The organism is Massilia niabensis, assembly GCF_042655085.1.
In the GTDB taxonomy this organism is placed as follows: domain Bacteria; phylum Pseudomonadota; class Gammaproteobacteria; order Burkholderiales; family Burkholderiaceae_D; genus Telluria; species Telluria niabensis.
The window spans coordinates 76,160-100,654 of record NZ_JBHSMU010000007.1 but is presented as its reverse complement, the minus strand read 5'-3'; the positions used below and the strand labels follow the sequence as shown (position 1 = coordinate 100,654).

Below are 24,495 nucleotides of genomic sequence, written 5' to 3'. Positions count from 1 at the left end.
CCACCCTGGTCACACGGCGGCTCTTAACACTTACCGCACCGGCTTCCCGTCCTGGTCCAGCACCACCACCTCGCCCCAGCCCAGCGCACGAATCCCCGCCTCCACCTTGCGCAGGTCGCCGATCACCATCCAGGTCACCTCGTCCGGCTTGACGAACTTGCCCGCGGCCTGGCCCAGCTGTGCCGGGGTCAGGGCCTTCAGGCTGCGCGAATAGCCGCTCCAGTAATCCTCCGGCAGGTTCAGGTTGACGCTCGCCAGCGCCGCGCCTTCCAGCGCACTCAGGGTCTCGAAACGGCCGGCGAGGCGCGAAGTCATGTTGCGCATGATGCTCTCGTATTCCGTGCCGACCAGCGGACGCTCGCCCGCCACGCCCTTCACTTCCTTCGCCACTTCGCGCATCGCCTCGACCGTCTTGTCGGTCTGCACCGGCGCGATCGTCATGAAACTGCGCTGGCCGCGTACTTCGGTCAGGCGCGCGCTGGTGCCGTAGCTCCAGTGTTTATCGAGGCGCAGGTTGCGGTTCAGGCGCGAGGTCGCGATGCCGCCGAAGTTGTGCATCACCGGCTCGACCGCGAGGTCTTCCGGCTGGCCATACGGCAGCGACAGGTGGGCGGCGACAATAGTCGATTGCGGCGCGTCCGGCTTGTCGACCAGGTAGACCTTCCTGCCGGCGTTGACGTTCGCGTTGGCGCCGGCCACCGCCTTGGCGGGGGCCAAGCCAGCCTTCCACCCTCCGAACGAGGCTTCCAGCGCCGGCAGCAGCTTGTCCATCGTGGTGTCGCCGGCCACGATCAGGGTCGCGCTGCCCGGTTTGAACCAGGCCGCGTGCCAGGCTGCCAGGTCTTCGCGGGTGATGCCTTCGACGCTCTGCGTGCTGCCGCTGGCCGGCTTGCCGTAGGCGTGCTCCTGGCCGTACAGCAGGCCCGGCACCAGGCGCGTCGCCAGGCTAGTCGGCTGCGCCTTTTCCTGGCCGATCTGGGCCATGCGGCGTCCCTTTTGCAGCGTGAACTGGTCTTGCGGGAAGCTCGGCGCCAGCGCGGCGTCGGCCATGATGGCCAGCGACGGCGCCAGGTTGCTTGATGTCGCCTGCAGCCGCACCAGCGACTGGTCGGCAGCCGTGCCGGTCGACAGGCGCGCGCCCAGGTTTTCCAGCGCGTCCGACAGCGCAAAGGCGTCGCGCGTCTTCGTGCCCTTGTCGAGCAGGTCGAGCGCGAGCGAGGCGGCGCCGGCCTTGGCCAGGGTGTCGGATGCGGCGCCGGCGTCGACCGCCAGCGTCGCGTTGACGATCGGCGCCGTGTGGCGCTCGAGCAGGATCACCTTCAGCCCGTTCTTCAGCTGGGCGCGCTGCATGGCCGGGAATTTCACATCCGGCGCTTCGCCCAGCCCCGGGAGCACCTTGCGGTCCAGCGTCGATTTGACGGCCGCCAGTTTCGCGAACGGACGCACCGTCATCGTGTAGTGGTTCGCGCGCAGCCAGCGCTGGCCGGCGGCTTTCACCTCGGCCGCGTTGGCCTTGGCCAGCTGCTCCAGGCGCGTCAGGTAGGCGTCGGGCGAGCCGCCGTAGGTCATGCTTTCGGCCAGCACGTCCGAGCGGCCGCCGAAGCCGCCCAGGCGCTCCAGGCTGCGCGAGAAGTCGGACAGGGTACGCGTTTTGACGCGCGCCAGTTCGGCATCCGTCGGGCCTTTATCGAGCACCTCGGCGACGATGGCGTCGACCTCGCGTTCGACCAGCAGCGGGTCCGCGCCCGGCTTGACCGTGACGACGATATTGAAGGTGCCGCCCAGCTCCGCGTCGTTGACATAGGTGCTGACGTTCGTCGCCAGGCCCTTGTCGTAGACCAGGCGCCTGTCGAGGCGCGCGCTCTTCGAGCCGGCCAGTACCTCGGCCAGCAGGGTCAGGCGCGGGGTGTCGGCATCCTTCCAGGCGGCGACGTGCCAGCTGCGGTAGATGCGCACCTGCGGCACGTGGTCTTCCATCTCGTCGCGGATGTTGCGGTCCAGCGTCGGAATCCATTTTTCCGTGCGCGGCAGCGGCGGGCCCGGCGGGATCGCGCCGAAGTATTTGGTGACCAGTTCCAGCGCATGTTCGGGCGTGATGTCGCCGGCCAGCGAGATCACCGCGTTGTTCGGGCCGTAGTAGGTGCGGTACCACTCGCGGATGTCTTCCAGCGAGGCCGCCGACAGGTCTTCCATGCTGCCGATGGTCGACCACGAATACGGGTGCGAGTACGGATACATCTTGGCGCCGATCTCGTTGCGCACGCGGCCATAGGGCTGGTTCTCGCCCTGGCGCTTTTCGTTCTGCACCACGCCGCGCTCGCGCTCGAGCATCTCCTTCGAGATGTAGTTGCCGAGGAAGCCCATGCGGTCCGATTCGAGGAACAGGGTGCGCTCCAGCGCCGACACCGGCACGTCTTCGAAGAAGTTGGTGCGGTCGGTGTTGGTGGTGCCGTTGCGGTTGTTCGCACCCAGGTCGTCCATCGCTTCACGGAAGCCGTGCGGGTAGTTCTCCGAGCCGTTGAAGAAGAAGTGCTCGAACAGGTGGGCGAACCCGGTCTTGCCGCGTTTTTCGTTGCGTGAGCCGACGTGGTACCACATGTTCACGCCCACCACGGGCACGCTGTGGTCTTCGTGCACGATCAGGGTCAGGCCGTTGGGCAGGACGAACTTTTTATGGTTGATCGTGTAGGCCTTGCGGTCGAAGGAGGGGGATGTGACAGCGGCGGCAGGTGCGGCGTGCGCGGGCAGGAGGGAGGTCGAGGCGAAGGCGAGCGCCAGCGCCAGCGCCAGCACGGTGGGGAGCGGTTTGTTCATGGTCTCCGGGGATGATTATGGTTGTTATGCGCGGTATTTTAACCGTGGGGTGCAACGGCCGGGACAGGTTTTAGATATGCATGGAACGGTTGAACAACCGCTACGCCGCCTCTTGCAACCCCTGCACCTGCGCCAACTGCGCCGCCGTCATGCGGCCAGCCACGCGCTTGAGATACGGCCCCGCCGCCGCAACGCCGCTGCCCGCCGCGCGCGCCAGCCATGCATGCGCCTCGACCAGGTCGCGCGCCGCTCCCTGCCCCGTCGCATACATCACCCCGAGGTTGAACTGCGCCCGTGCATGCCCCTGGCGCGCGGCGCACAGGTACCAGAAATACGCCGCCTCGTAATCGCGCTCGGCGCCATGGGCGCTGTCATAACGCAGGGCGAGCGCGAACTGGGCCAGCGCGTGGCCAGCGTCCGCCGCCTTGCGATACCACCTCGTCGCCTCCACCGGATTCGCCGCGTCGCTGCGGTCCAGCATCGTGGCGACCATGTGCTGCGCCGGTGCGTAGTCCTGCTCGGCCGCGCGCAGGTACCAGCGCAGTGCGCGCGCCGCATCCTGTTCGACCCCGGCACCGCTCTCGTAGCGCAAGCCGAGATCGAACTGGGCGCGCAGGTGCCCCTGCTCGGCCGCTTTTTGATACCACTCGGCAGCCTGCGCCGGATCATGTTCGACGCCGCTGCCGGCGTCAAACAGCTGCGCCAGGTGGTACTGCGCTGCCGGCAAGCCCTGGCTGGCCGCCTGGCGGTACCAATGTGCCGCCTGCGCGGGATCGCGCTCCACGCCCTGACCGTGCTCGTAGCGCAGCCCGAGATTGTCCTGCGCGCCCGCATGGCCACGCTCGGCGGCGCGGCGGTACCAGGTCAGTGCCGCGGCTTCGTCGCGCGGCACGCCATGGCCGCTGTCGAGGATCAGCGCGAGGTTGAACTGCGAGCTGGCGTGGCCCTGGGCGCCGGCGCGCTCGTACCAGGCAATCGCCTGGCGGCTGTCCTGCTCGAGGTCCTGCCCCTTGTCGTAACGCAGCGCCAGGTTGAACTGGGCCGGCGCATGCCCCTGTTCGGCGGCGCGGCGCAGCCACTCCAGCGCCTGGGCCGCGTCGCGCTCCACGCCCTGGCCGCTGTCGTAGCGCAGGGCGAGGGCGAACTGCGCACGCGCATAACCCTGGTCCGCCGCGCGCCGGTACCAGGCCAGCGCCGCATCGAGGTCCTGGGCCACGCCCTTGCCGCCTTCGTACATCATGCCGAGATTGTGCTGGGCGCCGGGGTCGCCCTGGGCGGCCGCCTGGCCGAACCAGTGCAGCGCCTGCCCGGCGTCGGCCTGGACGCCCTGGCCCTTCGCATACAGCCAGCCGAGGTTGTACTGGGCCGGGGCATAGCCCTGCTCGGCCGCCCGCGCGTACCAGTCGATGGCCTCCGCATGGTCCTGCGCCACGCCCTGGCCCTTCTGATACATGACGCCGAGGTTGTACTGGGCGTGGCTCAAGCCGGCGCCGGCGGCCTCGCGGTACCACATCACGGCCATGGCATCGTTGCGAGGCACGCCCTGCCCGTTCGCGTACATGAAGCCCAGGCTGTGCTGGGCGCTGGCGATGCCGCGCTCGGCCAGGCCCTTGACGCGCAGGTACTCGGCCGTGTGGCGCTCGCTGGAGACAGGTGCGCCGGCGGGCGCGGTGGCGCTGTTCACGGTGGAGGGTTAAGCGCGCAAGGCGCGTACCGCTGGCCGCAAGGCGCCCACCGGTACGTCGCTTGCAGGGACCTGCGCGCGCAGCACGCCGATAAAGCTGGAAAGCGAAATCGGGCGGTGGAACAGGTAGCCCTGCATCGTCTCGCAGCCATTGGCGCGCAGGTAATCGGCTTGCGTCTCGGTCTCGACGCCTTCGGCCACCAGGTTCAGGTTCAGGCCGCGCGCGATCGAGATGATCGCCAGGATCACCGGATAGTGCCCGTTCGCGTCGTGGATCTCCTGCACGAACGACTGGTCGATCTTCATCGTGTGGATCGGGAAGCGGTGCAGGTAAGAGAGCGACGAGTAGCCGGTGCCGAAGTCGTCGATCGCCACCGACACCCCCAGCTGGCAGAGTTTATTGAGCTGCTCGATCGCGTACTGCGGATTGCGGATGCAGATGTTCTCGGTGATCTCGACCTCGATCTGGCCCGGGGAAATCCCGTAGCGCACCAGCGCCCCGCGCATCTTCTCGAAGAAGTCGCCGCGGTCGAGGTATTGCGGCGACAGGTTCAGCGACAGTTTCACTTCCTGGCCGCTGGCCAGGTTCCACTGCAGCATGTCGCGGCACAGTGCGCCGATCATCCAGTCCGAGATCGGCAGCATGAGGCCGTTCTCTTCCGCGAACGGCAGGAATTCGCCGGCCGACAGCAGCCCGCGCGTCGGGTGGTTCCAGCGCATCAGCGCCTCGGCGCCGACGATGCGCCCGCTGGTGGAATCAATCTGCGGCTGGTAGTACATCTCCAGCTCGTTGTGCTCGAGCGCGCGGCGCAGCGCCTGCTCCAGCGCTATCTTCTGGTGCGACACGTCGAGCATCGAGTCATGATAAAAACTGTGGCCGTTCTTGCCCAGCGCTTTCACCTGGTACATCGCGATGTCGGCATGGCGCAGCAGCTCGTCGATCGATTCGCCGTCGCCGGGGTAGATCGCAATCCCGATCGAGGCCGAGATGTGCACTTCGTGGCCGTCGAGGTCGAATGGGCGCTGCAGGCTTTCCAGGAACTTGTCAGCGATGATGCGCGCGTCGTCGCGGTCGCGCAGCTCGGGCAGCACGATCGTGAACTCGTCGCCACCCTGGCGCGCGATGGTGTCGCCGCGGCGCAGGCAGTCCTTCAGGCGCACGGCGGCCTGCTGCAGCAGCTCGTCGCCCTTCACGTGGCCGAGCGTGTCGTTGACCAGCTTGAAGCGGTCCAGGTCGATGAACATCACGGCCAGTTCGGTCTGCTTGCGCTTGGCCTGGATCACCGCCAGGCCGAGGCGGTCCTTGAACAGGATCCGGTTCGGCAGGTCGGTCAGGATGTCGTGGTAGGCCTGGTAGGAGATGACTTCCTCGGCGCGCTTCCTGTCGGTGATGTCGCGCGCCACGCCATAGGTGCCGAAGAACTCGAGCTTCCTCACTTCGCCGTCGGGCACGTGCATGCCAATCGAGTTCAGCGAAATCGTCATCAAGGTGTTGTTGAAGGTGCGGTCGCCGCTGTTGCTTTTGGCTCCCCTGCACTTCAGGCGCAATTCGACGTTGCGCGAGGCGCGTTCGTCGACGCGGCGCTCGTTGAAGACATAGCGCGCGCGCTCGAGGTCTTCATCGTGCACCAGGATCGAGTAATGCTTGCCGATCAGCTCATCGCGCGAGAACCCCAATAACTGGTAGGCGCGGTCGTTCACGAAGGTGAAGCGGCCTTCGTGGTTGAGCGTGTAGATGATGTCCGGCGAGCTGTCGACCAGGTAGCGGTACATCTTCTCGGAGTTTTCGAGCTGGTTCGCGATGCGCAGGTTGGCGCTGGCCAGGCGGCGCTGTTCGAGCGCGTTGGCGACCGTTTTCAGCAGTTCTTCGCGGCTGTAGGGCTTGCGCAGGTAGTCGTAGGCGCCGCGTTTCAGGGCGCCGATGGCGGCCTCGATCCCCACTTCGCCGCTCATCACGATCACGTCGGATTCGACCCCGCGCTCGTTCATGAAGTCCATGATCTCGTGGCCGCCGATGTCGGGCAGGCGCAGGTCGAGCAGGACCAGGTCGAAACGGAAGCGCGACAGGTGGGCGATCGCCTCGGTGCCGGAGCTGGCCGTGGTCAGGTGGAAGCCGCGGTCGCGCAGCAGCTCGTAGAGAGAAGCCAGCAGGCGCGGCTCGTCGTCGACCAGCAGCAGGCGTGGCTGGTCTTCGGTATCGGCATGCCAGGCGGGATCGGCGCTGGCGCAGTACTCGTTCATGATGACCTTAAGCAGAACCGATTGCGCGCACCGGGATCGCCGGGGCAGCGCTGGAGCCGGACCAGGCCGGAAGCAGGATTTCGAATGCGGTGCCGCTGCGGCCGCTGCGGCAGGCGATCTGGCCGCCCATCTTTTTCACGAGGCCGTGGACGATCGACAGGCCCAGGCCGCGGTGCGCGCCGTCCTTGGTGCTGCGCACAACCGAGAACAGGTTGGCCATCACGTCCGGCGACAGGCCCGGACCGGTGTCGGTCACGGCCAGTTCCAGGTACAGCTTGCGCTCGCGGTGGACAATGCCGCGGTTGACGATCTCGATGCGGCCGCCGCCGGACTCTCCCAGTGCCTCGACCGCGTTCTTGACGAGGTTCACCAGGACCTGCTTGAGCAGGTCGGCCTCGCCCTCGACCAGGCGCGCGTCGTCGTCCATGGTGGTGGCGATCTGCACGCCGCCGGGGACGAACTGCCCGGCGCGGAACAGCCGCACCACGTCGTCGACGACCTTGGCCACGTCGAACGGGCGCGGGCCCGTGGCCGGCGGCTCGATCTCGGCCAGGCTGCCGATCAGCTGGCCGACGCGGTCGATCTCTTCGTTCAGGACCGACATTTCGGTGGCGACCGGCTCCTGGCGCGCCAGCTTGCTGTCGAGGACACTCAGGTAATTCTTGATGATCGACAGCGGGTTGTTCACCTCGTGCACCACGCGGCGCGAGGCTTCGCGGTATTCCTCGGCGACGCTGGCCAGCTGGCGCCGCGCATTGCCCTTCTCGGACAACGCGGTTTCCAGCGCGCTGGCGGCCTGGGCGCCGAACGACTGCAGGAATCGTTCGCGTTTCTGGCAATCCGGGAGCTGCCAGGCCTGGATGCCGCCGACCATCACGCCGAGACAGCGCCCGCCCGCGACCAGGGGCAGGCAGACCATGCTCTCGGTGCCGAGCATGCGCAGCAGCTGCTCTTCCGGCAGGGCCAGGGGTGCGGCGTCGCGCCGGATATAAACGGTACGCCGCTGCTGCACGGCCTCGGCCACCTGCCCGCCTTTGCCCAGCGGGATGGTAAATTCGGTGAGGCGCGCACTGGCCCCGCCAGGCGCGCCGACTAACATATTGCCGGTCGGGTTCTCGAGCAGGATCACGGTGTTATCGAAATCGAACAGGATGCGCGCCGAACGCGTCATTGATTCGAGCAGGCCGGATTCCTCCCTCCCCTGCTGGCGCGCGAAGACCTGGCCGACTTCCGACACCAGCACCAGGTTGCGCACCTCTTCCGACAGGCGCTGCTGGACCGGGTCGGGGGTGGGCGCGGCAAAGGCCGGCGGCGCCGGGATGTCGTCGGCGCCGGCGAGGTCGATGCCGAGGTGAATGGCGGCCTTGTCGACCTGGCGCGCGCTCGATGCCAGCATCGCGTCGAGTTCGCCCTCCTCGATGCCGCACAAGGCCGCGGCATCACGCAGGGCGCGATGGTCGTCGGCATGGCAGGCCATCACGTGCGCCATCCGCACGATGCGGATCAACGGGTGCGCCGCTTCCAGGCGCTCGCTCGTCTCGTGGTGGTACAGCACGGCGTCGGCCATGAAGGAGTCGAGCTGCCAGCGCTCGACCAGCCAGGCGCCGGCTTCGGCGTGGGTGATCTGCAGCGTGCGCTGCTCGACCGCGCACAGGTCTTCGTCGTCGCGGGCGCTGAAGTTGAAAGCGTATTCTTTTGGCGCGGTGGCCAGCAGGGCCAGGCGCCCGACGTTGTGCAGCAGGCCCGCCAGGTAGGCTTCCTCGAGGTGCGGATAGCCGATGCGGCGCGCGATGTCGCGCGCCAGCACGGCCGCGCCCAGCGAGCGCTTCCAGAAGGCGCGCAGGTCGGTGCTGCCGGAATGCGGGAAGCTGCTGAAGGTCTGGAAGACCGAGTCGCTGATCACCAGCGTCTTGATCATGTCGGTGCCGAGGGCAACCAGCGACTGCTCGAGGTTGGCGCCGCGGCTGTTGCGGTGGTAGGCCGAGCTGCTGGCAGTGGCCAGCAGTTTGCCGGTGATGCCGGCATCGTTCGCAATCAGGGCCGCCAGCTCCGGCATGCCGAGATCGTCGGCCTGCAGGTGCCCGAGCAGCTTGATGAGTATCTGCGGCATCGCCGGCAAGCGGGCGATCAGCAGGCGATTGCGGATATCCTGGTCTGGTTGGTGCATGGTCTCAAGCGAGGACGCCACTAAACGAGGTTACGGGGTGGCTTCCCCTCGGGGCTACCACGACATGTCATTCATGCAATATTTGGAACAGAAAAGACTTATTTCCTGTATTCCATTGTTAAAAAGTCGTCTTAGCATATATACATTTCTGACCGGGAACAATACTTTCAATCAAAAGTGTGCTCCATACCAAGAGATTGATGCAAGATGCATACATTCTATTGCATTAAAAGCATATCAGATTTATAACGCGACGCTGATTGAGTGCTCAGCCGTGCTGGCGGGCCCTGACCCGGCGGTACTGGCGCGCAACCAGCCACAGCACCAGTGCGAGCACGGCGAAACCGGCCTGGCCCAGGGCCAGCGCCAGCACCGAATGCGACAGCGCCGGCGAGATCACGCCGGCCACGACCGCCCCCAGCAAGGTCGTGATGAACGACTGGCAGGACGCGGCGGTGCCGCGGATGTGCGGGAACAGGTCGAGCGCGAGCAGGGTCGCACCGGGCGCGATCAGGGAACTGCCGAAGGTGTAGAAGAACATCGGCAGCACCGTCCACGGCAGCGCCGGCGGCTGGAACAGGTGGTAGCCGACGTTGAAGGCGACGGCGCTGAGCATGAAGCCGAAGCCCATCCAGATCTGGCGCGCGAAGCTTTGCTTGCCGGCCATCCGGTTGGCCGCCATGGAACCGAGGAAGATGCCGCTGACGGTCGGCACGAACAACCAGGCGAACTCGGAAGGCCCAAGCCCCAGGTGCACGGGCAGCAGCACTGGCGCGGCCGAGATGTACAGGAACAGCCCGGCGAAGTTCAGTGCCGTGATGCCGGCCTTCATGTCGAACAGGAAGGAACTGAAGATGGCGCCATAGCTCTGCGCCAGGAAGCGCGGATTGAAGGGCTGGCGCTGGCCGGGCGGCACCGTTTCCGGCAGGTGCTTCCAGCACACCCAGCCCAGCACCACCGTGTAGCCGAACAGCGCCAGGAAAATCGCGCGCCAGTCGAACCAGGTGACGATCCAGCCGCCCAGCACGGGCGCCAGCGCCGGCGCGATCGAGAAGATCATCGTCACCATCGACAGCAGGCGCGCCGCCGGCGCGCCCGAATACAGGTCGCGGATGATGGCGCGCCCGACCACGACGCCGGCGCCGGCCGACACTCCCTGCATGATGCGGAACACCCACAGGTAATGCACGGTGGAGGCGGCCGCGCAGCCCAGGGTGCCGATCGCGAACACGACCAGGGCGACCAGGATCACGTTGCGCCGCCCGAAGGCGTCCGACAGCGCGCCGTGCCACAGCACCATGCCGGCAAATGCCAGCATGTAGGCGGTGAGCGTCTGCTGCACCTCGATCGGGGACGCGGCCAGGTTGGCCTGGATCTGCGGGAAGGCCGGCAGGTAGGCGTCGATCGAGAACGGCCCCAGCATCGACAGCGCGGCCAGCAGCGTGGCCAGCCCGCCGGCCGACAGCATGACGATCTTGTGCGGCGCCGGCAGCGGCACCGGGATGACGGGGTCTTTCGGGAGCTGGTCGGGATCGGTCGGTGGCAGCATGTGTGGTTTTACTCCGAGGCTGCCTTCGGCTTGGCTTCCTCGCGGCGGTTGTAGCCGGCCACCATGTCGAAGCGGAACAGGCGGCATTCGAGCGCGCCGTTGAAGAACGGCGTCTTGCGCGCTTCCTTCAGGCGCAGCAGCTTGGGCAGCGACAGGTCGGCCGTGAACAGGAACACGGTCCAGCCGGCGAAACGCTGCTTGAGCGTGGTGCCCAGCGCCGAATAGAAGGACGCGGCCATGTCGTCCGGGGCCATGGTGGAATCGCCGCGCACGCCGATCCGCTCGCCGTAGGGCGGGTTGGTCAGCAGGATGCCCGGCCCGTCGACCGGTGGGCTGACGTGCTGCGCCTCGATCTGCTTGAGCGGCACGTCGAAAAGGATGCCGGCGATCTTGAGGTTGTGGCGCGTCATCTCGACCATGTCGCCCGAGATGTCGGAACCGAAAATGGTCGGTTCAGTCGGCAGCGGATTGGCCTTGATCGCGGCCTTCATCTCCTGCCAGGCGTCGCGGTCGAAGTCGGCGAATTTTTCAAAGGCGAAGCGGCGGCGCGCGCCGGCCGGGATGCCCTGCACCATCTGCGCCGCCTCGATCAGGATCGTGCCCGAGCCGCACATCGGGTCGAACAGCGGCGTGCCCGGCTTCCAGCCCGCCACGCGCAGCATGCCGGCCGCCAGGTTTTCGCGCAGCGGCGCGTCGCCCGTCTCTTCACGCCAGCCGCGCTTGAAGAGCGCTTCGCCCGAGGTGTCGAGGTAGATGATGAAGTTGCGCTGGTCGAGGAAACCGACGATGCGCATGTCCGGCTCGCGCGTGTCGACCGACGGGCGCTTGTTGAACTGGTCGCGGAAGCGGTCGCAGATCGCGTCCTTGATTTTCAGCGTCGTGAATTCGAGGCTGCGCAACGGCGACTTGACGGCGGTGACGTCGACGCGGATCGTGTGGTCGACGCCGAACCAGTCTTCCCAGGGCTGCTCGAGCACGAGGTCGTAGATGTCGTTTTCGGTCGAGTAGCTGCGCTGGCCCATCCGCATGAGCACGCGCGAGGCGATGCGCGAGTGCAGGTTGATGCGATAGGAATCGACGAGCGTGCCCGAGCAGTGCACGCCGCCCGGCACCTGGTTGTGGACCTTCAGCGTGCTGCTGTGCTGCTGTGCGATCTCGGCGATTTCTTCGGCAAGCGCCGCTTCCATGCCGCGCGGGCATGGGCAAAAGTATGAGGTCATGGGAGTACCCTTTGTCCGTTAGTAAAAAAATGATTGTGGCGGGAAGCGCCTCCGCTTCCCGCCACGGGAATGCAATGCTCTTGTGTTGCTGCTTATCGGGTCAAAACGCGGGTCAGAACGGCTTGACCACCACCAGGATCACGATCAGCGCCAGCAACACCACCGGCACTTCGTTAAACCAGCGATACCACGTGTGGCTGCGCACATTCGCGCCGCGCTCGAACTTTTTCAGGAGCGAGCCACAGGCATGATGGTAGCCGATCGCCAGCAGCACCAGCGCCAGTTTCGCGTGCAGCCAGCCGCCCTTGATGTCGAAGCCCAGCCATAACCAGAGGCCCAGCAGCACCGCCGGCGCCGCCAGGATCGTCGTGAACCGGAACAGCCGGCGCGCCATTCCGAGCAGGCGCGTGGTGGAGGCGGCGTCGGTTTCCTGCGCCAGGTTGACGTAGATGCGCGGCAGGTAGAACAGGCCGGCGAACCAGGAGGCGATGAAGATGATGTGGAAGGCTTTGATCCAGAGGTACATGGGTTCCTTGTTAAAAAAATTTGAGCGCCTGACAACGCCCTCAGGGCAAGGCGCTTCGGCGAAGACAGTACGCTAGTACGGCGAGACGATGCAACGCCGCCATGAGGGCGTTGTCAGGCGCGAACTTCGCCGTGGCCGAACACGACGTATTTCAGTGAAGTCAGTCCTTCCAGCCCGACCGGCCCGCGCGCGTGCAGCTTGTCGTTCGAGATGCCGATCTCGGCGCCCAGGCCGTACTCGAAGCCGTCCGCAAAGCGGGTCGAGGCGTTCACCATTACCGAGGCCGAATCGACCTCGCGCAGGAAACGCAGGGCCGCGCTGTAGTCTTCGGTGACGATCGCTTCCGTGTGCTTCGACGAATAGCGGTCGATGTGGTCCATCGCTTCCTCGATGCCGGCCACCACCTTCACGGCGAGGATCGGCGCCAGGTATTCGGTGCTCCAGTCTTCTTCACTTGCTGCGGCCAGGAACGGGTAGCCGGCCAGGATCGCCTGCGCTTCCCCGTCGGCGCGCAGTTCGACCTCTTTGGTCTTGTAGAGCTCGGCCAATGCGGGCAGCACGCTCGGGGCGACCGATCTCGCCACCAGCAGCGTTTCCATCGTGTTGCAGGTGCCGTAACGGTGGCATTTGGCGTTGAAGGCAATCGGCAGCGCCTTGGCGATGTCGGCCTTGTCGTCGATGTAGACGTGGCAGATGCCGTCCAGGTGCTTGATCATCGGGACCGTCGCCTCCTCGATCAGGCGCGCGATCAAACCCTTGCCGCCGCGCGGCACGATCACGTCCACGTACTGCGGCATCGTGATCAGGGTGCCGACGGCGGCGCGGTCGACCGTGTCCACGACCTGCACGGCGTCGATCGGCAGGCCGGCCTTGTCCAGGCCTTCGGTGACCAGTTTCGCCAATGCGCGGTTGCAGTGGATGGCTTCGGAGCCGCCGCGCAGGATCGCCGCATTGCCGCTCTTGATGCACAGGCCGGCGGCGTCCACCGTCACGTTCGGGCGCGCCTCGTAGATGATGCCGATCACGCCCAGCGGCACGCGCATCTGGCCGACCTGGATGCCGCTCGGCCGCGATTTCATGTTCGAGATTTCGCCGATCGGGTCCGGCAGCGCGGCGATCTGGCGCAGGCCGTCGACCATGGTGGCGATCGCCGCCGGGGACAGGGCCAGGCGGTCGAGCAGCGCGGGGGCCAGGCCGGCAGTGCGGGCGGCGTCGAGGTCGAGTGCGTTGGCCGCGGAGAGGCCGGCGGCATCGCGTTCGATCGCCTCGGCAATCAGGAGCAGCGCGCGGTTGCGCGTGGCGCCATCGGCCCGCGCCATCGCGCGCGACGCGGCCCGGGCCTTGCGGCCCAGCGTGTGCATGTAGTCGGTGATGTCCATCGTCGGTTCCAGTTCAGTAATCGTGATGAGGTGAGATGAAATGAGCGGCGAGCATCTGGTGCAGGCCAAGCGTTCTGCAGGCCCCGCATCCAACGAACTGGATTACCCGGCCACCTTCAACGCCAGCTGCAACATCGCATCCCATGCATCTCCGGCAAACTGCTTCGCGCGCAAGCCCTTGACCATCTTGTCCACCTGCGCCGCCTGCTGCAGCGCGCCTTCCAGCGTGGCGAGCGAGACCCGGCGCAGCGCCGGCTCCATCATCCGCTCGCGCGGCCCCCAGATCCGGTACTCCTTCATGAGCGGCCCGAGCGGCCGCCCCTGCGCCATCCCGGCTTTCAATTTTAACAGCGTGCGGATTTCTTCGGAGACGGCCCACAGCACCAGCGGCAGCGCCTCGCCCTCCCCCTTCAAGCCTTCGAGCATGCGCGCCAGGCGCGCCGGGTCGCCGGCCAGCATCGCTTCCGACAGCTTGAACACGTCGTAGCGCGCCACGTTCAGCACGGCGTCCTGGACCTGCTCGTAGCTCAGCTTGCCCGGCTCGTGCAGCAGGCCCAGCTTCTGGATTTCCTGGTGCGCCGCCAGCAGGTTGCCCTCGACCCGGTCCGCGATGAAGTCGAGCGCGGTGCGGTCGGCGCTCTGCCCCTGGCTACTCAGGCGCATGCCGATCCAGCCCGGCAGCTGCGCGCGCTCGATGTTCGGGATCTCGATGTAGACGGCGGCCTGCTGCAGGCTGGCCACCCACGCCGCTTTCGCCGTTTGCCAGTCGAGCTTGGGCAGCGTGATGAGGGTCAGGTTGTCGGGGCTGAGGTCCTTGGCATAGGCCTGCAGGGCGGCGCTGCCGTCCTTGCCGGGCTTGCCGCTCGGGATGCGCAGTTCGATCAGCTTCTTGTCGCCGAACAGCGACAGCGCCTGGTTCGCCGCCAGCAGTTCGCCCCACTTGAAGGTGCGCTCGACAGTCAGGACGTCGCGTTCGGTGTGACCGGCCGCGCGCGCGGCGCGGCGGATCTTGTCGGCCGCCTCCAGTGCCAAAAGGTGCTCGTCGCTGGTGATGACGTACAGCGGCGCGAGCCCTTTTGCCAGATGGGGCTCGAGCGCCTCAGGCCGAAGTTGCATGGGTGATTCCTGTTGCGCTTACTGAGCCGACTGCGGAGCCGACTGCGGAGCCGGCTGCAGGGCCGGCTGCGAGGTTGGCAGCGACACCGGCTGCGGCTTGACGGCCGCCAGGCGGCGCATGATCTGCTGCACCAGGTCGGACTGCATGTCGCGGTACAGCAGCGCTTCTTCGCCTTCCTTGGCCAGCACGGCTTCCTCGCTGAAGGCGAGGTTGCGGCGCAGCGTGATCTCGGTCGGGCCGAGCATCAGGTTGCCGGTGGCGTCGCGCACCTGGAATACCACCGTGTAGCTCAGCAGGTACTCACGCACGCGGCCCAGGTTGTTCAGCGACAGGATGGCCTTGTTACGGGCTTCCGACAGCACCTCGAAGCGCGCCTGCGCACCTTCCTGGGTCGGCGTGATGACGACCCGGTCGCCGGCGCGCAGGTTGCGCTTGAGCTCGTTGCCGAGCGGCGAGGTATCCGGGAAGGCCAGGTAGATGCTGGAGAACGGCATGTTGTAGGCGCCGTTCGAGCCGCGCAACTGGAAGCCGCAAGCGGCCACCGTCACCGCCAGCACGACTGCGCCGACCGCGCGCGCAAGGAAAGGAGAAGGAGCGCGCATGGGTTACACCACGATGTTGACGAGTTTGCCGGGCACGACGATGACCTTCTTCGGCGTACCTTCCACGAACTTCTGCACCGATTCGGAAGCCAGTGCGGCAGCTTCGATCGTCGCCTTGTCGGCATCCTTGGCCACCTTGACCGAGCCGCGCAGCTTGCCGTTCACCTGGATCATCATCTCGATCTCGGCCTGCTCGAGCGCTTGCGCATCCACTTCCGGCCACTGCACGTCGAGGATGTCGCCGTAGGCCTTGGCATAGCCGAGTTCCTGCCACAGCGCGTGGGTGATGTGCGGCGCCACCGGGTTGAGCATGCGCAGGAAGACCGACAGGCCCTCCATGATCACCGCGTCGCCCGCCTCGCCTTCGGCCAGCTTGCTGGACTCGAGCGTGTTGAGCATCTTCATGCAGGCCGACACCACCGTGTTGTACTGGATGCGCTTCAGGTCGTAGTCGGCCTGCTGCAGGATCTTGTGCACTTCGCGGCGCAGCGTTTTATGGGCTTCTTCCATAGCGCCCTGCTGCTGGCCGGCCGGGTGAGCCAAGGCCGCGGCAACGCGCTCGCGCTGGGCGTAAGCATAGGCCCAGACGCGGCGCAGGAAGCGGCTGGCGCCTTCCACGCCGCTGTCCGACCACTCCAGGGTCTGCTCCGGAGGCGACGCAAACATCGTGAACAGGCGCGCGGTGTCGGCGCCGTACTGTTCGATCTGGGCTTGCGGGTCGATGCCGTTGTTCTTCGACTTCGACATCTTTTCGGTGCCGCCGATGTCGACCGGCTGGCCATCGCTTTTCAGGGTCGCGCTCTGCGGGCGGCCTTTGTCGTCGAACACGAGTTCCACGTCCGCCGGGTTGTACCAGGTCTTCTTGCCCGATGCATCTTCGCGATAATAGGTCTCGTTCAGGACCATGCCCTGGGTCAGCAGGTTGACGAACGGCTCGTCGAACTTCACCAGGCCGAAGTCGCGCATGACCTTGGTCCAGAAGCGCGCGTACAGCAGGTGCATGACGGCGTGCTCGATGCCGCCGATGTACTGGTCCATCGGCATCCAGTAATCGTTGCGCGCGTCGACCATGGCCTCGTTCGAGCCCGGGGAGGTATAGCGCATGTAGTACCAGGACGAGTCGATGAAGGTGTCCATCGTGTCGGTCTCGCGGCGCGCAGGCTTGCCGCACTTCGGGCAATCGCAGGCGAGGAAGGCTTCGTCCTTGTTCAGCGGGTTGCCGGTGCCGTCCGGGACCAGGTGCTCGGGCAGCACGACCGGCAGGTCGGATTCCGGCACCGGCACCGCGCCGCAGTCGCCGCAGTGGATCATCGGGATCGGGGTGCCCCAGTAGCGCTGGCGCGAAATGCCCCAGTCGCGCAGGCGGAAGGTCACCTTCTTGTCGCCCAGGTCCTTTTCGGCCAGGTCGCCGGAGACGGCGTTGACGGCCGAGGTGTAGTCCAGCCCGTCGTACTTGCCCGAGTTGACCGTGCGGCCGTTTTCCTTGTCGCCGTACCACTCCTGCCAGGCATCCAGCGAGTATTCCTGGCCTTCGACCTCGACGACCTGCTTGATCGGCAAATCGTATTTTTTGGCGAATTCAAAATCGCGCTCGTCGTGGCCCGGCACGCCCATCACGGCGCCATCGCCATAGGTGATCAGGACGTAGTTGCCGACCCAGACCGGAACCTGCTCGCCGGTGACCGGATGCGTCACGAACAGGCCGGTCGGCATGCCCTTCTTCTCCATCGTCGCCATGTCGGCTTCGATGACGGAACCGAGTTTGCAGTCGGCGATGAAGGCGGCGAGTTCCGGATTGTTTTGTGCGGCATGCTGGGCCAGCGGATGTTCGGCAGCCACGGCGCAGAAGGTCACGCCCATGATGGTGTCGGCGCGGGTGGTGAAGACGTACAGCTTGCCGTCGTTGATCAGCTCACCGGACTCGCTCATGATCACGTGCGGGAAGGCGAAGCGCACGCCGACCGACTTGCCGATCCAGTTGGTCTGCATGGTGCGCACGCGCTCCGGCCAGCCCGGCAGCTTGTTGTCGACGTAATCGAGCAGCTCCTCGGCATAGTCCGTGATGCGTACATAGTACATGGGGATTTCGCGCTTTTCGATCGGCGCGCCGGAACGCCAGCCCTTGCCGTCGACAACCTGCTCGTTGGCGAGCACCGTCTGGTCGACCGGGTCCCAGTTCACGGTGCCGGTCTTCTGGTAGATGATGCCCTTCTCGAGCATCTTGAGGAACATCCACTGGTTCCACTTGTAGTATTCCGGCTTGCAGGCGGTCATCTCGCGCGACCAGTCGATGGCCAGGCCCATCGACTCCATCTGCCCGCGCATGTGGGCAATGTTCGAATAGGTCCACTCGGCCGGCGGCACGTTGTTCGCCATTGCCGCGTTCTCGGCCGGCATGCCGAAGGCGTCCCAGCCCATCGGCATCAGGACGTTATAGCCGTTCATCCGCAGGTAGCGGTACATCACGTCGTTGATCGTATAGTTGCGCACATGGCCCATGTGCAGCTTGCCGGATGGGTAAGGCAGCATCGAGCAAGCGTAGTACTTGCCCTTCGGGAAACGTGGATCGTTTTCGACAGCTTTATACGCGTCGATCGACTTCCAGTACGCCTGGGCAGCCTGTTCAACTTCGGCGGGACTATATTTATCTTGCATGATGTTCTGCGGAAGAAATTTGGAGGTGGAGCAGAACATTATACTGGTTCATCTTGCACTGCGGCGAAGCCGTCAAGTGCCGGATTTCACGCGCGATTTTGCTGCATGCGCGTTTGAACGGGACAAGCGCGTGCACCGCGCCAGCGGGAGCTGAAGGCATTGCCTAGCTCGCGCAATGCGCGTACGTCGTGTCGAACCAGCCCGCCGGCTGGCAGCGCCCGGCCAGCACTGCCCGCACCCGCGCCAGGCGCAGCTCGTAGGCCGCGCGCTTGCGCACCGGATGCAATGCGTTCGGGGCACGGATCATGGTGACCAGTTGCGCCATCTCGTCGTCGCCGGCCTGGTCCAGCGGCTTGCCCAGGTAAGCTAGCGCCGCCGCCTCCAGGCCGCGCACCTGCTGCCCCTCATGCCGGCCCATGTAGATGCTGGCGACGTAGATCGCCAGCTGGCGCTCTTTCGACACCCGGGCGTCGAGCACCAGCGCCATCGCATCGCGGCCGAAGTCGATCTTCTTGCAGCACTCGAATACGCCGCGGTAGAAGCCCTGCAGCATGCCCTTGAAGCCCGTCAGCCCGGGTCCGTACAGAAGCAGCTCGCGCGCGACGGCGGAGGAGATCGTCGCAACGCCCTGCCCGTCGGTCAGGCTCAAGCCGTGGTGGGAAAAGAAGGTCGGGTCTTCGATGCGGAGGAGGATGTCGAGCTGGCGCGGCGACAGCGGCATGCGCTGCACGGTCGGCTGCCGCACGAGCAGCTGGTTGGCCGATGCGCCCGCCCATGACGCCGCCAGGGCGAGGTAGGCCAGCAGCAGCGAGAACAATAACAGTACTGCCCTCCCGATCCGCCTCATGCCGGATCAGCGCAGAATGAGTTCCAGGGCCGGCTTCTCGCCGTAATCCTCGTAGCGCTCGTTGATGCCGCCGACGCAGAAGATGATCTCGTCCACCAGGTCCGGCAGGCGCGCGCGCAGGGCGCCGCTGTCGGTGATGACGATTTCCAGCACCTCGTCGGGCTGGAGGCGGAACTTGGTCATGTTCTCGTCGTCGCGCAGGTAGCTCAGGCAGTCGACCCAGGTGTCGATGGTGTCGCCGGAGGCCGTGTGAAAGCCGAAAGCGCGGCGGCTCTCGGCATAAAACGAGGCTTCGTCGACGATGGCCGCGCCATTCAGTTCTGCAATTGCCATGATCAGCCTTTCAGCGCCGTTTTGAGACCAAGCACGTCCTGCATATCGTACAGGCCATTCGCGCGGTCCGCGATGAAGCGCGCGCCGCGCAGGGCGCCGTGGGCATAGGTGACGCGGCTGCTCGATTTATGGGTGATCTCGATGCGCTCTCCGGTGCCGGCAAACAGCACGGTGTGGTCGCCCACGATGTCGCCGCCGCGCACGGTGGCAAACCCGATGGTCGAGGGATCGCGCTCGCCGGTGACGCCTTCGCGGCCATAGACGGCGCAGTCCTTCAGGTCGCGCCCGAGCGCGTCGGCAATCACTTCGCCCATTTTCAAGGCGGTGCCCGAGGGCGCGTCGACCTTGTGGCGGTGGTGTGCTTCGATGATTTCGATGTCGTAGCCTTCGGCGAAGCTTTTGGCGGCCATCTCCAGCAGTTTCAAGGTGACGTTCACGCCCACGCTCATGTTCGGTGCGAACACCACGGCCGTCTTTTCAGCGGCAGCGGCGATCGCTGCTTTACCCGCGTCGTCGAAACCGGTGGTGCCGATGACGATCTTGACGCCGTTGGCCGCGCAGTATGCCAGGTGCTCGAGCGTGCCCTCGGGACGGGTGAAGTCGATCAGGCAGTCGGCGCCCGCCAGCGCGCGCGCCAGGTCGGACTCGATGGTGACACCAGTAGGCTGGCCCGAAAACGCGCCGGCGTCCTGGCCGATGGAGGGGGAACCTGCCACGTCGAGCGCGCCGGACAGTACCAGGTCGGGCGCGGCGGCGATGGCTTCGACCAGCATGCGGCCCATGCGCCCGCCGGCGCCGGCAACCGCGATTTTCATTTGCTTCATGACAGTTACGGGGTGGTTGTCGAGGTGGCCGGCTGTGCGGCCGTGGTGGGTTCGATCGGACGGGTCGATGGCGCCGCGGCGGCCTTCTTCGCATCCTTGGTGAAGGTCTTGATCGGGCCGGCGATGCGCTCGATGTATTCGCGTTCGGTCGGCAGGTTGCCGCCGTCGAAACGCTCGACCACGCCATCCTTGAAATAGACGGTGACGCGGCTGGTGGTCAGCTCGCCGTTGCCGCGCGCCAGATAGAACGGGTAGTCCCAGCGGTCGACGTGGAACATGTCGGTCAGCAGCGGCGTGCCCAGCAGGAAGCGCACCTGCTCGCGGGTCTGGCCCACTTTCAGCTGCGTCAGCATTTCCTGCGATACGAAATTGCCCTGCTGGATATCGGGACGGTAAGGCGAGAAGATCCACAGGAACTTCTGCAGCTTGGTGACCTGGGTCGTTTGGGCGCCGGCATTGGCCGACGCGGCGGACTTGTCGGCATCGGCCGCCACTGCTTGCGGGGACGTGTTCACCGGCGCGGCCGGCTTGGTCTGGTTACGCCAGGATGCGCAACCGGACAAGACCAGCGTGCATGCGAGGCCTGCGACGAGCGCGGCGCGGGCGTAGGAACGATGAACAACGGCATCAATGACGCGCATAAGTAACCTCAAAACGATTAAGCGGGAGCTTCCAAAACGCTATATCATAAAGCACTCCGCCTATCTACGAGTAACAAACATGAGTAACAGCCCTACCGACCTGAAGGCGAGCGGCCTGAAGGCGACTTTGCCTCGCCTGAAGATCCTGGAAATTTTCCAGAACAGCGAAGTGCGGCACCTGACGGCGGAAGACGTCTACAAAATCCTGCTGGCCGAGAACATGGATGTCGGCCTGGCGACCGTGTACCGCGTCCTGACCCAATTCGAGCAGGCAGGCCTGCTTAACCGTAACCACTTTGAAACCGGCAAGGCCATCTATGAGCTCAATGCCGGCTCGCACCACGACCACCTGGTCTGCCTCGACTGCGGCCATGTCGAAGAATTCTACGACGAGGACATCGAATCCCGGCAGCACAAGATCGCCGTCGAGCGCGGCTTCAAGATCGCCGAGCACGCGCTGGCGATCTACGGCAACTGCGTCAAACCGGCCTGCCCGCATCGGAATTGATCGCCCCATGCTTTGACAAAAATGGCGCCGATGGCGCCATTTTTTATTGCCACGCAGGGTGGTCGTTACGGATGGCTCAGCGCATTCGACAGCAGCTTGGCCGTGATATCCACGATCGGGATCACGCGCTCGTAGGCCATGCGCGTCGGCCCGATCACGCCCAGGGTGCCGACGACCTTGCCGTTCACCTCATACGGCGCGGTGACCACGCTCATTTCGTCCATCGGCACCAGCTTCGATTCGCCGCCGATAAAAATCTGCACGCCGCCGGCCTTGCTCGACATGTCGAGCAGCTGCATCAGCCCGGTCTTCTGCTCGAACATCTCGAACATCTGGCGCAGCGAGCTCATGTTGGATGAAAGGTCGCTGACTGACAGCAGGTTGCGTTCCCCGGAAATGACCATGCCGTCGCCCTGCTCGGCCATGGCCTCGGTGCCGGCTTCCACCGCCGTCTGCATCAGGCCGCCGATGTCGTCGCGCAGCTGGCGCAGTTCGCTGCCCAGGCGCCTGCGCACTTCCTCGAAGGTCAGGCCGGCGAAGTTCTGGTTCAGGTAATTGGCCGACTGCACCAGCTGGTTCGGCGTGTAGTCGACCTCGGTCAGCAGCAGGCGGTTCTGCACGTCGCCGCGCGGGTCGACAATCACGAGCAGGATGCGCCGCTCGGACAGGCGCAGGAATTCGATTTGCTGGAACACCGACTCGCGGCGCGGGCTCTGCACCACGCCGGCAAACTGGGTCAGCGAGGACAGCATCTGCGCCGCGTTGGCGATGAGTTTCTGCGGTTGCTGGCTCGAGAGGCGCATGCGCTCGGAATCGACGCCGTGCTGGCCGTCCAGGTGCTGCACCGTCAGCAGGGTGTCGACGAACAGCCGGTAGCCGCGCGGCGTGGGCACGCGCCCGGCCGAGGTGTGGGGACTGGCGACATAGCCCATTTCCTCGAGGTCGGCCATGATGTTGCGGATCGTGGCCGGGGACAGGTCGAGGCCCGAGATCTTCGAGAGCGCGCGCGACCCGACCGGCTGGCCGTCGGCGATATAGCGCTCGACCAGGGCTTTCAGGAGGGTTTGGGCACGGGGTTCAAGATGCATGGGGAAGGCAAGCGGCAGAATGTTCTGCACCTATTATGCACGTTCGTTCGCCCCCTGTGGGCTCAAGCGTGTTCGCGCTTGAGCCAGGCGAGCAAACCGTCGAAATCGGCAACGGTCGCGTCCGGCTGCACGCCCTCTTCCAGGTCGCGCCGGCTGGCGGTGCGGTTCATCCATACCGCGCGCAGCCCGGCGCGCTGGGCGCCCTGCACGTCCAGGATCAGGTCGTCGCCGACGTAGACCGCCTCCTGCGGCGCCACGCCGAGCGCCTCCAGGGCGGCGTGGAAGATGGACGGGTCCGGTTTGGCGCGCCCGAAGGCCGGCGCCGACACCGAGGCGTGGAAGTGGTGGGCCAGGCCGATCGTCTGCAAGTCGGCGTTGCCATTCGTAATCGAACCGATCAGCACGCGCCCCTTCAGCCGCAACAGGCCCGGCAGCACGTCGTCATAGGGAATCACGGCATTGCGGGCGGCGAAGAATTCCGTCATGGCCTGCTCCACCTTGGCCGCGTCCTCGCCGGCCTGCTCGAAAGCGGCGATCAGGCCGGCACGGCGCAGGGCGCCGAGGTCGAGCTGGAACTCGGGTTTGCGCGCCAGCAGTTCGAGCCTGGCCTGGCGCAGGCTGTCGATGGTGAAGCGCTCCGCCACCCGCGGCACGTTGTTGGCAAGCCACGCGAACAGGGTCTGTTCGGCCTGCAGGATCACAGGCGCGATCGGCCACAGGGTGTCGTCCAGGTCGAACAGGACGGCTTTGGGCCAGGGGCGGCGGTTGGTAGGCGTCATCGTTCGTGCTTGAATGGGGGCGGACCAAGGATAGCGAGGCCAGCGGCCAAATGCAAATGCGTGCAATCGCGCGCCCACGTTACACCGTGATACAAAGAGCGATAGGCCCGGGGCTTGTCAAATGCTCTAAAATGATGGGCAAACTTCTATCGTGCGGCGTGGCGCATCCGGTTGCGCGCCAGCCCCTTCCCTTTTTATTTGGAGAAATGATGATTCGTTCCCCCCTGCGTGCCGGCCTCGCGCTGGCATGCGCGTTGAGCCTGTCCGCCTGCGGCGGCGGCGACGGCGACCTGTATATCGGCGGCACGGTCTCCGGCGTTACCAAGCCGGGCCTGGTCCTGACGAACAACGGCGGTTCGGACCTCGCCATCGCGAGTTCGGGCAGCTTCGTTTTCAACGACCTGGTGGAAACCGACGACCGCTATTTCGTCGAGGTGAAAAGCGTTCCGGCCAACGTCGAGCCGGGCGGCTGCGTGGTGGACAACGCGACTGGCCGCGCCGTCTTCAATGTCAACACTGTCCGCGTCACCTGCACGATCCGCAAGTGGGCGCTGGGCGGCTCGGTCGTCGGACTGGGCAACAAGACCGGCCTCGTGCTCGTCAACGGCACCGACAAGGTCGAGATCGCCCCGAACGCCACGACCTTTCAGATGGCCCCGGTATCCGAAGATTCGCCGTATGGCGTGACCGTGCTGCCTACGCCCGGCGGACCGAACTGCGCCGTGGAGAACGGCACAGGACAGATGCCATCAGGTAACGTCGCGAGCATCGTCGTGCGTTGCACCCCATGATTCTGGAGGCTAATTTGAAGAAATCGACCCTGGCGCTGGCCGCGCTGACCCTGGCGCTGGCCGCCGGCCTCTCCGCCTGCGGCGGCGGCACCTCGAGCTACACCGTCGGCGGCGCCGTCACCGGCCTGGAATTCGAGGGCTTGGTGCTGTCGAACAATGGCGAAGACGTGGCGGTCAAGCCACTCGGCTATGACGATGTGAAGGACGACAAGGGCAACGTCATTGGGCGCGTGCCGAAAAACGTCAACTATGCGTTCAATACCCAGGTCGACTACGGCGACCCCTATAACGTGACCGTGAAGACGTTGCCCCCGCACCAAAACTGCGTCCTGGCCGGTGGCACCGCGGACACGGCAGGCCGCCTGTCCGTCATCAACGCCGCCATTGCCTGCGCACTGGTCAAAAACCCGATCAGCGGCACGGTGAGCGGCCTCACGAGTGGCGAACTGGTCCTGACTAACGGCAGCACCGGCGGCCAGGTCATCGTCGCCGCCAATGCGACCAGTTTCGCCTTCGCGAGCGAGGAGACCCTGGTGACGTATAACCAGACCTACGGCATCACGGTCCTGAGCAAGCCCGCCAACCTGACCTGCACCGTCAGCAACGGCGCCGGGATCATGGGCGACAACCCAGTGACCAACGTTGCCGTGGTTTGTCAGCCTAACGCTTAACGAGAGATATTCACCACACGCATGTCGCCTATTCTGAAAGAAAATTAGACGTATATGCT

Annotated in this window: 20 protein-coding genes; 3 read left to right on the top strand and 17 right to left on the bottom strand. The window is 65.6% G+C overall.

Annotation, left to right across the window (positions count from 1 at the left end; all coding sequences use genetic code 11):
- Window positions 1-30: 30 nt before the first annotated feature.
- From ACFPN5_RS06460 to ACFPN5_RS06390, 15 genes are all read right to left on the bottom strand, one after another.
- Window positions 31-2,814, bottom strand: a complete 2,784-nt coding sequence (locus ACFPN5_RS06460; RefSeq protein WP_379781325.1) for a M16 family metallopeptidase — start codon at window positions 2,812-2,814, stop codon at window positions 31-33.
- A 100-nt stretch (window positions 2,815-2,914) separates the two neighbouring features.
- Window positions 2,915-4,498: a tetratricopeptide repeat protein gene (locus ACFPN5_RS06455; protein WP_379781323.1), complete on the bottom strand. Its 1,584-nt coding sequence runs from the start codon at window positions 4,496-4,498 to the stop codon at window positions 2,915-2,917.
- 9 nt (window positions 4,499-4,507) lie between these two features.
- Window positions 4,508-6,739 (bottom strand): putative bifunctional diguanylate cyclase/phosphodiesterase, encoded by a 2,232-nt coding sequence (locus ACFPN5_RS06450; RefSeq protein WP_379781321.1) that lies wholly within the window; start codon window positions 6,737-6,739, stop codon window positions 4,508-4,510.
- A 7-nt stretch (window positions 6,740-6,746) separates the two neighbouring features.
- On the bottom strand, window positions 6,747-8,906 hold the full coding sequence (locus ACFPN5_RS06445) for an HDOD domain-containing protein (RefSeq protein ID WP_379781318.1): 2,160 nt from the start codon (window positions 8,904-8,906) through the stop codon (window positions 6,747-6,749).
- Window positions 8,907-9,174: 268 nt separating this feature from the next.
- Window positions 9,175-10,455, bottom strand: a complete 1,281-nt coding sequence (locus ACFPN5_RS06440; RefSeq protein WP_379781315.1) for a multidrug effflux MFS transporter — start codon at window positions 10,453-10,455, stop codon at window positions 9,175-9,177.
- Window positions 10,456-10,463: 8 nt separating this feature from the next.
- A complete protein-coding gene (locus ACFPN5_RS06435) occupies window positions 10,464-11,675 on the bottom strand; it encodes a THUMP domain-containing class I SAM-dependent RNA methyltransferase (RefSeq protein ID WP_379781312.1) in 1,212 nt (403 codons plus the stop codon).
- Window positions 11,676-11,787: 112 nt separating this feature from the next.
- Window positions 11,788-12,201, bottom strand: a complete 414-nt coding sequence (locus ACFPN5_RS06430; RefSeq protein ID WP_379781309.1) for a CopD family protein — start codon at window positions 12,199-12,201, stop codon at window positions 11,788-11,790.
- Between the two features lie 113 nt (window positions 12,202-12,314).
- Window positions 12,315-13,580 carry a glutamate-5-semialdehyde dehydrogenase gene (locus ACFPN5_RS06425; protein WP_379781306.1) on the bottom strand — a complete coding sequence of 422 codons (1,266 nt, stop codon included), beginning with the start codon at window positions 13,578-13,580 and terminating at the stop codon, window positions 12,315-12,317.
- A gap of 102 nt (window positions 13,581-13,682) precedes the next feature.
- Window positions 13,683-14,696 (bottom strand): DNA polymerase III subunit delta, encoded by a 1,014-nt coding sequence (gene holA / locus ACFPN5_RS06420; protein ID WP_379781304.1) that lies wholly within the window; start codon window positions 14,694-14,696, stop codon window positions 13,683-13,685.
- Window positions 14,697-14,714: 18 nt separating this feature from the next.
- Window positions 14,715-15,299 carry an LPS-assembly lipoprotein LptE gene (locus tag ACFPN5_RS06415; RefSeq protein WP_379781302.1) on the bottom strand — a complete coding sequence of 195 codons (585 nt, stop codon included), beginning with the start codon at window positions 15,297-15,299 and terminating at the stop codon, window positions 14,715-14,717.
- 3 nt (window positions 15,300-15,302) lie between these two features.
- A complete protein-coding gene (leuS, locus tag ACFPN5_RS06410) occupies window positions 15,303-17,954 on the bottom strand; it encodes a leucine--tRNA ligase (protein WP_379781300.1) in 2,652 nt (883 codons plus the stop codon).
- A 163-nt stretch (window positions 17,955-18,117) separates the two neighbouring features.
- On the bottom strand, window positions 18,118-18,801 hold the full coding sequence (locus ACFPN5_RS06405) for a transglycosylase domain-containing protein (RefSeq protein WP_379781298.1): 684 nt from the start codon (window positions 18,799-18,801) through the stop codon (window positions 18,118-18,120).
- A gap of 6 nt (window positions 18,802-18,807) precedes the next feature.
- Window positions 18,808-19,134 carry a barstar family protein gene (locus tag ACFPN5_RS06400; RefSeq protein ID WP_379781296.1) on the bottom strand — a complete coding sequence of 109 codons (327 nt, stop codon included), beginning with the start codon at window positions 19,132-19,134 and terminating at the stop codon, window positions 18,808-18,810.
- Window positions 19,135-19,136: 2 nt separating this feature from the next.
- Window positions 19,137-19,958: a 4-hydroxy-tetrahydrodipicolinate reductase gene (gene dapB, locus ACFPN5_RS06395; protein WP_379781294.1), complete on the bottom strand. Its 822-nt coding sequence runs from the start codon at window positions 19,956-19,958 to the stop codon at window positions 19,137-19,139.
- A gap of 5 nt (window positions 19,959-19,963) precedes the next feature.
- On the bottom strand, window positions 19,964-20,599 hold the full coding sequence (locus ACFPN5_RS06390; protein WP_379781292.1) for an outer membrane protein assembly factor BamE: 636 nt from the start codon (window positions 20,597-20,599) through the stop codon (window positions 19,964-19,966).
- A gap of 79 nt (window positions 20,600-20,678) precedes the next feature.
- Here ACFPN5_RS06390 and fur point away from each other — a divergent pair, with 79 nt between their 5' ends.
- Window positions 20,679-21,107 (top strand): ferric iron uptake transcriptional regulator, encoded by a 429-nt coding sequence (gene fur / locus ACFPN5_RS06385; protein ID WP_379781290.1) that lies wholly within the window; start codon window positions 20,679-20,681, stop codon window positions 21,105-21,107.
- A gap of 65 nt (window positions 21,108-21,172) precedes the next feature.
- Here the strand turns inward: fur and hrcA are convergent, their stop codons facing one another.
- Window positions 21,173-22,195, bottom strand: a complete 1,023-nt coding sequence (gene hrcA / locus ACFPN5_RS06380; RefSeq protein WP_379781288.1) for a heat-inducible transcriptional repressor HrcA — start codon at window positions 22,193-22,195, stop codon at window positions 21,173-21,175.
- 62 nt (window positions 22,196-22,257) lie between these two features.
- A complete protein-coding gene (locus ACFPN5_RS06375) occupies window positions 22,258-22,974 on the bottom strand; it encodes an HAD family hydrolase (protein ID WP_379781286.1) in 717 nt (238 codons plus the stop codon).
- Window positions 22,975-23,183: 209 nt separating this feature from the next.
- Between ACFPN5_RS06375 and ACFPN5_RS06370 the strand changes: the two genes are divergently transcribed.
- Window positions 23,184-23,765, top strand: coding sequence for a hypothetical protein (locus ACFPN5_RS06370; RefSeq protein WP_379781284.1), 582 nt, complete (start codon window positions 23,184-23,186; stop codon window positions 23,763-23,765).
- Window positions 23,766-23,779: 14 nt separating this feature from the next.
- Window positions 23,780-24,436 (top strand): hypothetical protein, encoded by a 657-nt coding sequence (locus ACFPN5_RS06365; protein ID WP_379781282.1) that lies wholly within the window; start codon window positions 23,780-23,782, stop codon window positions 24,434-24,436.
- Window positions 24,437-24,495: the final 59 nt, after the last annotated feature.

Excerpts from the sequence above, each read along its gene's own strand:
- ACFPN5_RS06435 (WP_379781312.1), bottom strand. The coding sequence starts at position 11,675 with ATGACCTCATACTTTTGCCCATGCCCGCGCGGCATGGAAGCGGCGCTT.
- ACFPN5_RS06370 (WP_379781284.1), top strand. The coding sequence starts at position 23,184 with ATGATTCGTTCCCCCCTGCGTGCCGGCCTCGCGCTGGCATGCGCGTTG.
- ACFPN5_RS06445 (WP_379781318.1), bottom strand. The coding sequence starts at position 8,906 with ATGCACCAACCAGACCAGGATATCCGCAATCGCCTGCTGATCGCCCGC.
- ACFPN5_RS06400 (WP_379781296.1), bottom strand. The coding sequence starts at position 19,134 with ATGGCAATTGCAGAACTGAATGGCGCGGCCATCGTCGACGAAGCCTCG.
- ACFPN5_RS06430 (WP_379781309.1), bottom strand. The coding sequence starts at position 12,201 with ATGTACCTCTGGATCAAAGCCTTCCACATCATCTTCATCGCCTCCTGG.
- leuS (WP_379781300.1), bottom strand. The coding sequence starts at position 17,954 with ATGCAAGATAAATATAGTCCCGCCGAAGTTGAACAGGCTGCCCAGGCG.
- fur (WP_379781290.1), top strand. The coding sequence starts at position 20,679 with ATGAGTAACAGCCCTACCGACCTGAAGGCGAGCGGCCTGAAGGCGACT.
- ACFPN5_RS06415 (WP_379781302.1), bottom strand. The coding sequence starts at position 15,299 with ATGCGCGCTCCTTCTCCTTTCCTTGCGCGCGCGGTCGGCGCAGTCGTG.
- ACFPN5_RS06440 (WP_379781315.1), bottom strand. The coding sequence starts at position 10,455 with ATGCTGCCACCGACCGATCCCGACCAGCTCCCGAAAGACCCCGTCATC.
- ACFPN5_RS06390 (WP_379781292.1), bottom strand. The coding sequence starts at position 20,599 with ATGCGCGTCATTGATGCCGTTGTTCATCGTTCCTACGCCCGCGCCGCG.
- ACFPN5_RS06375 (WP_379781286.1), bottom strand. The coding sequence starts at position 22,974 with ATGACGCCTACCAACCGCCGCCCCTGGCCCAAAGCCGTCCTGTTCGAC.
- holA (WP_379781304.1), bottom strand. The coding sequence starts at position 14,696 with ATGCAACTTCGGCCTGAGGCGCTCGAGCCCCATCTGGCAAAAGGGCTC.
- hrcA (WP_379781288.1), bottom strand. The coding sequence starts at position 22,195 with ATGCATCTTGAACCCCGTGCCCAAACCCTCCTGAAAGCCCTGGTCGAG.
- ACFPN5_RS06460 (WP_379781325.1), bottom strand. The coding sequence starts at position 2,814 with ATGAACAAACCGCTCCCCACCGTGCTGGCGCTGGCGCTGGCGCTCGCC.
- ACFPN5_RS06405 (WP_379781298.1), bottom strand. The coding sequence starts at position 18,801 with ATGAGGCGGATCGGGAGGGCAGTACTGTTATTGTTCTCGCTGCTGCTG.
- ACFPN5_RS06425 (WP_379781306.1), bottom strand. The coding sequence starts at position 13,580 with ATGGACATCACCGACTACATGCACACGCTGGGCCGCAAGGCCCGGGCC.
- dapB (WP_379781294.1), bottom strand. The coding sequence starts at position 19,958 with ATGAAGCAAATGAAAATCGCGGTTGCCGGCGCCGGCGGGCGCATGGGC.
- ACFPN5_RS06450 (WP_379781321.1), bottom strand. The coding sequence starts at position 6,739 with ATGAACGAGTACTGCGCCAGCGCCGATCCCGCCTGGCATGCCGATACC.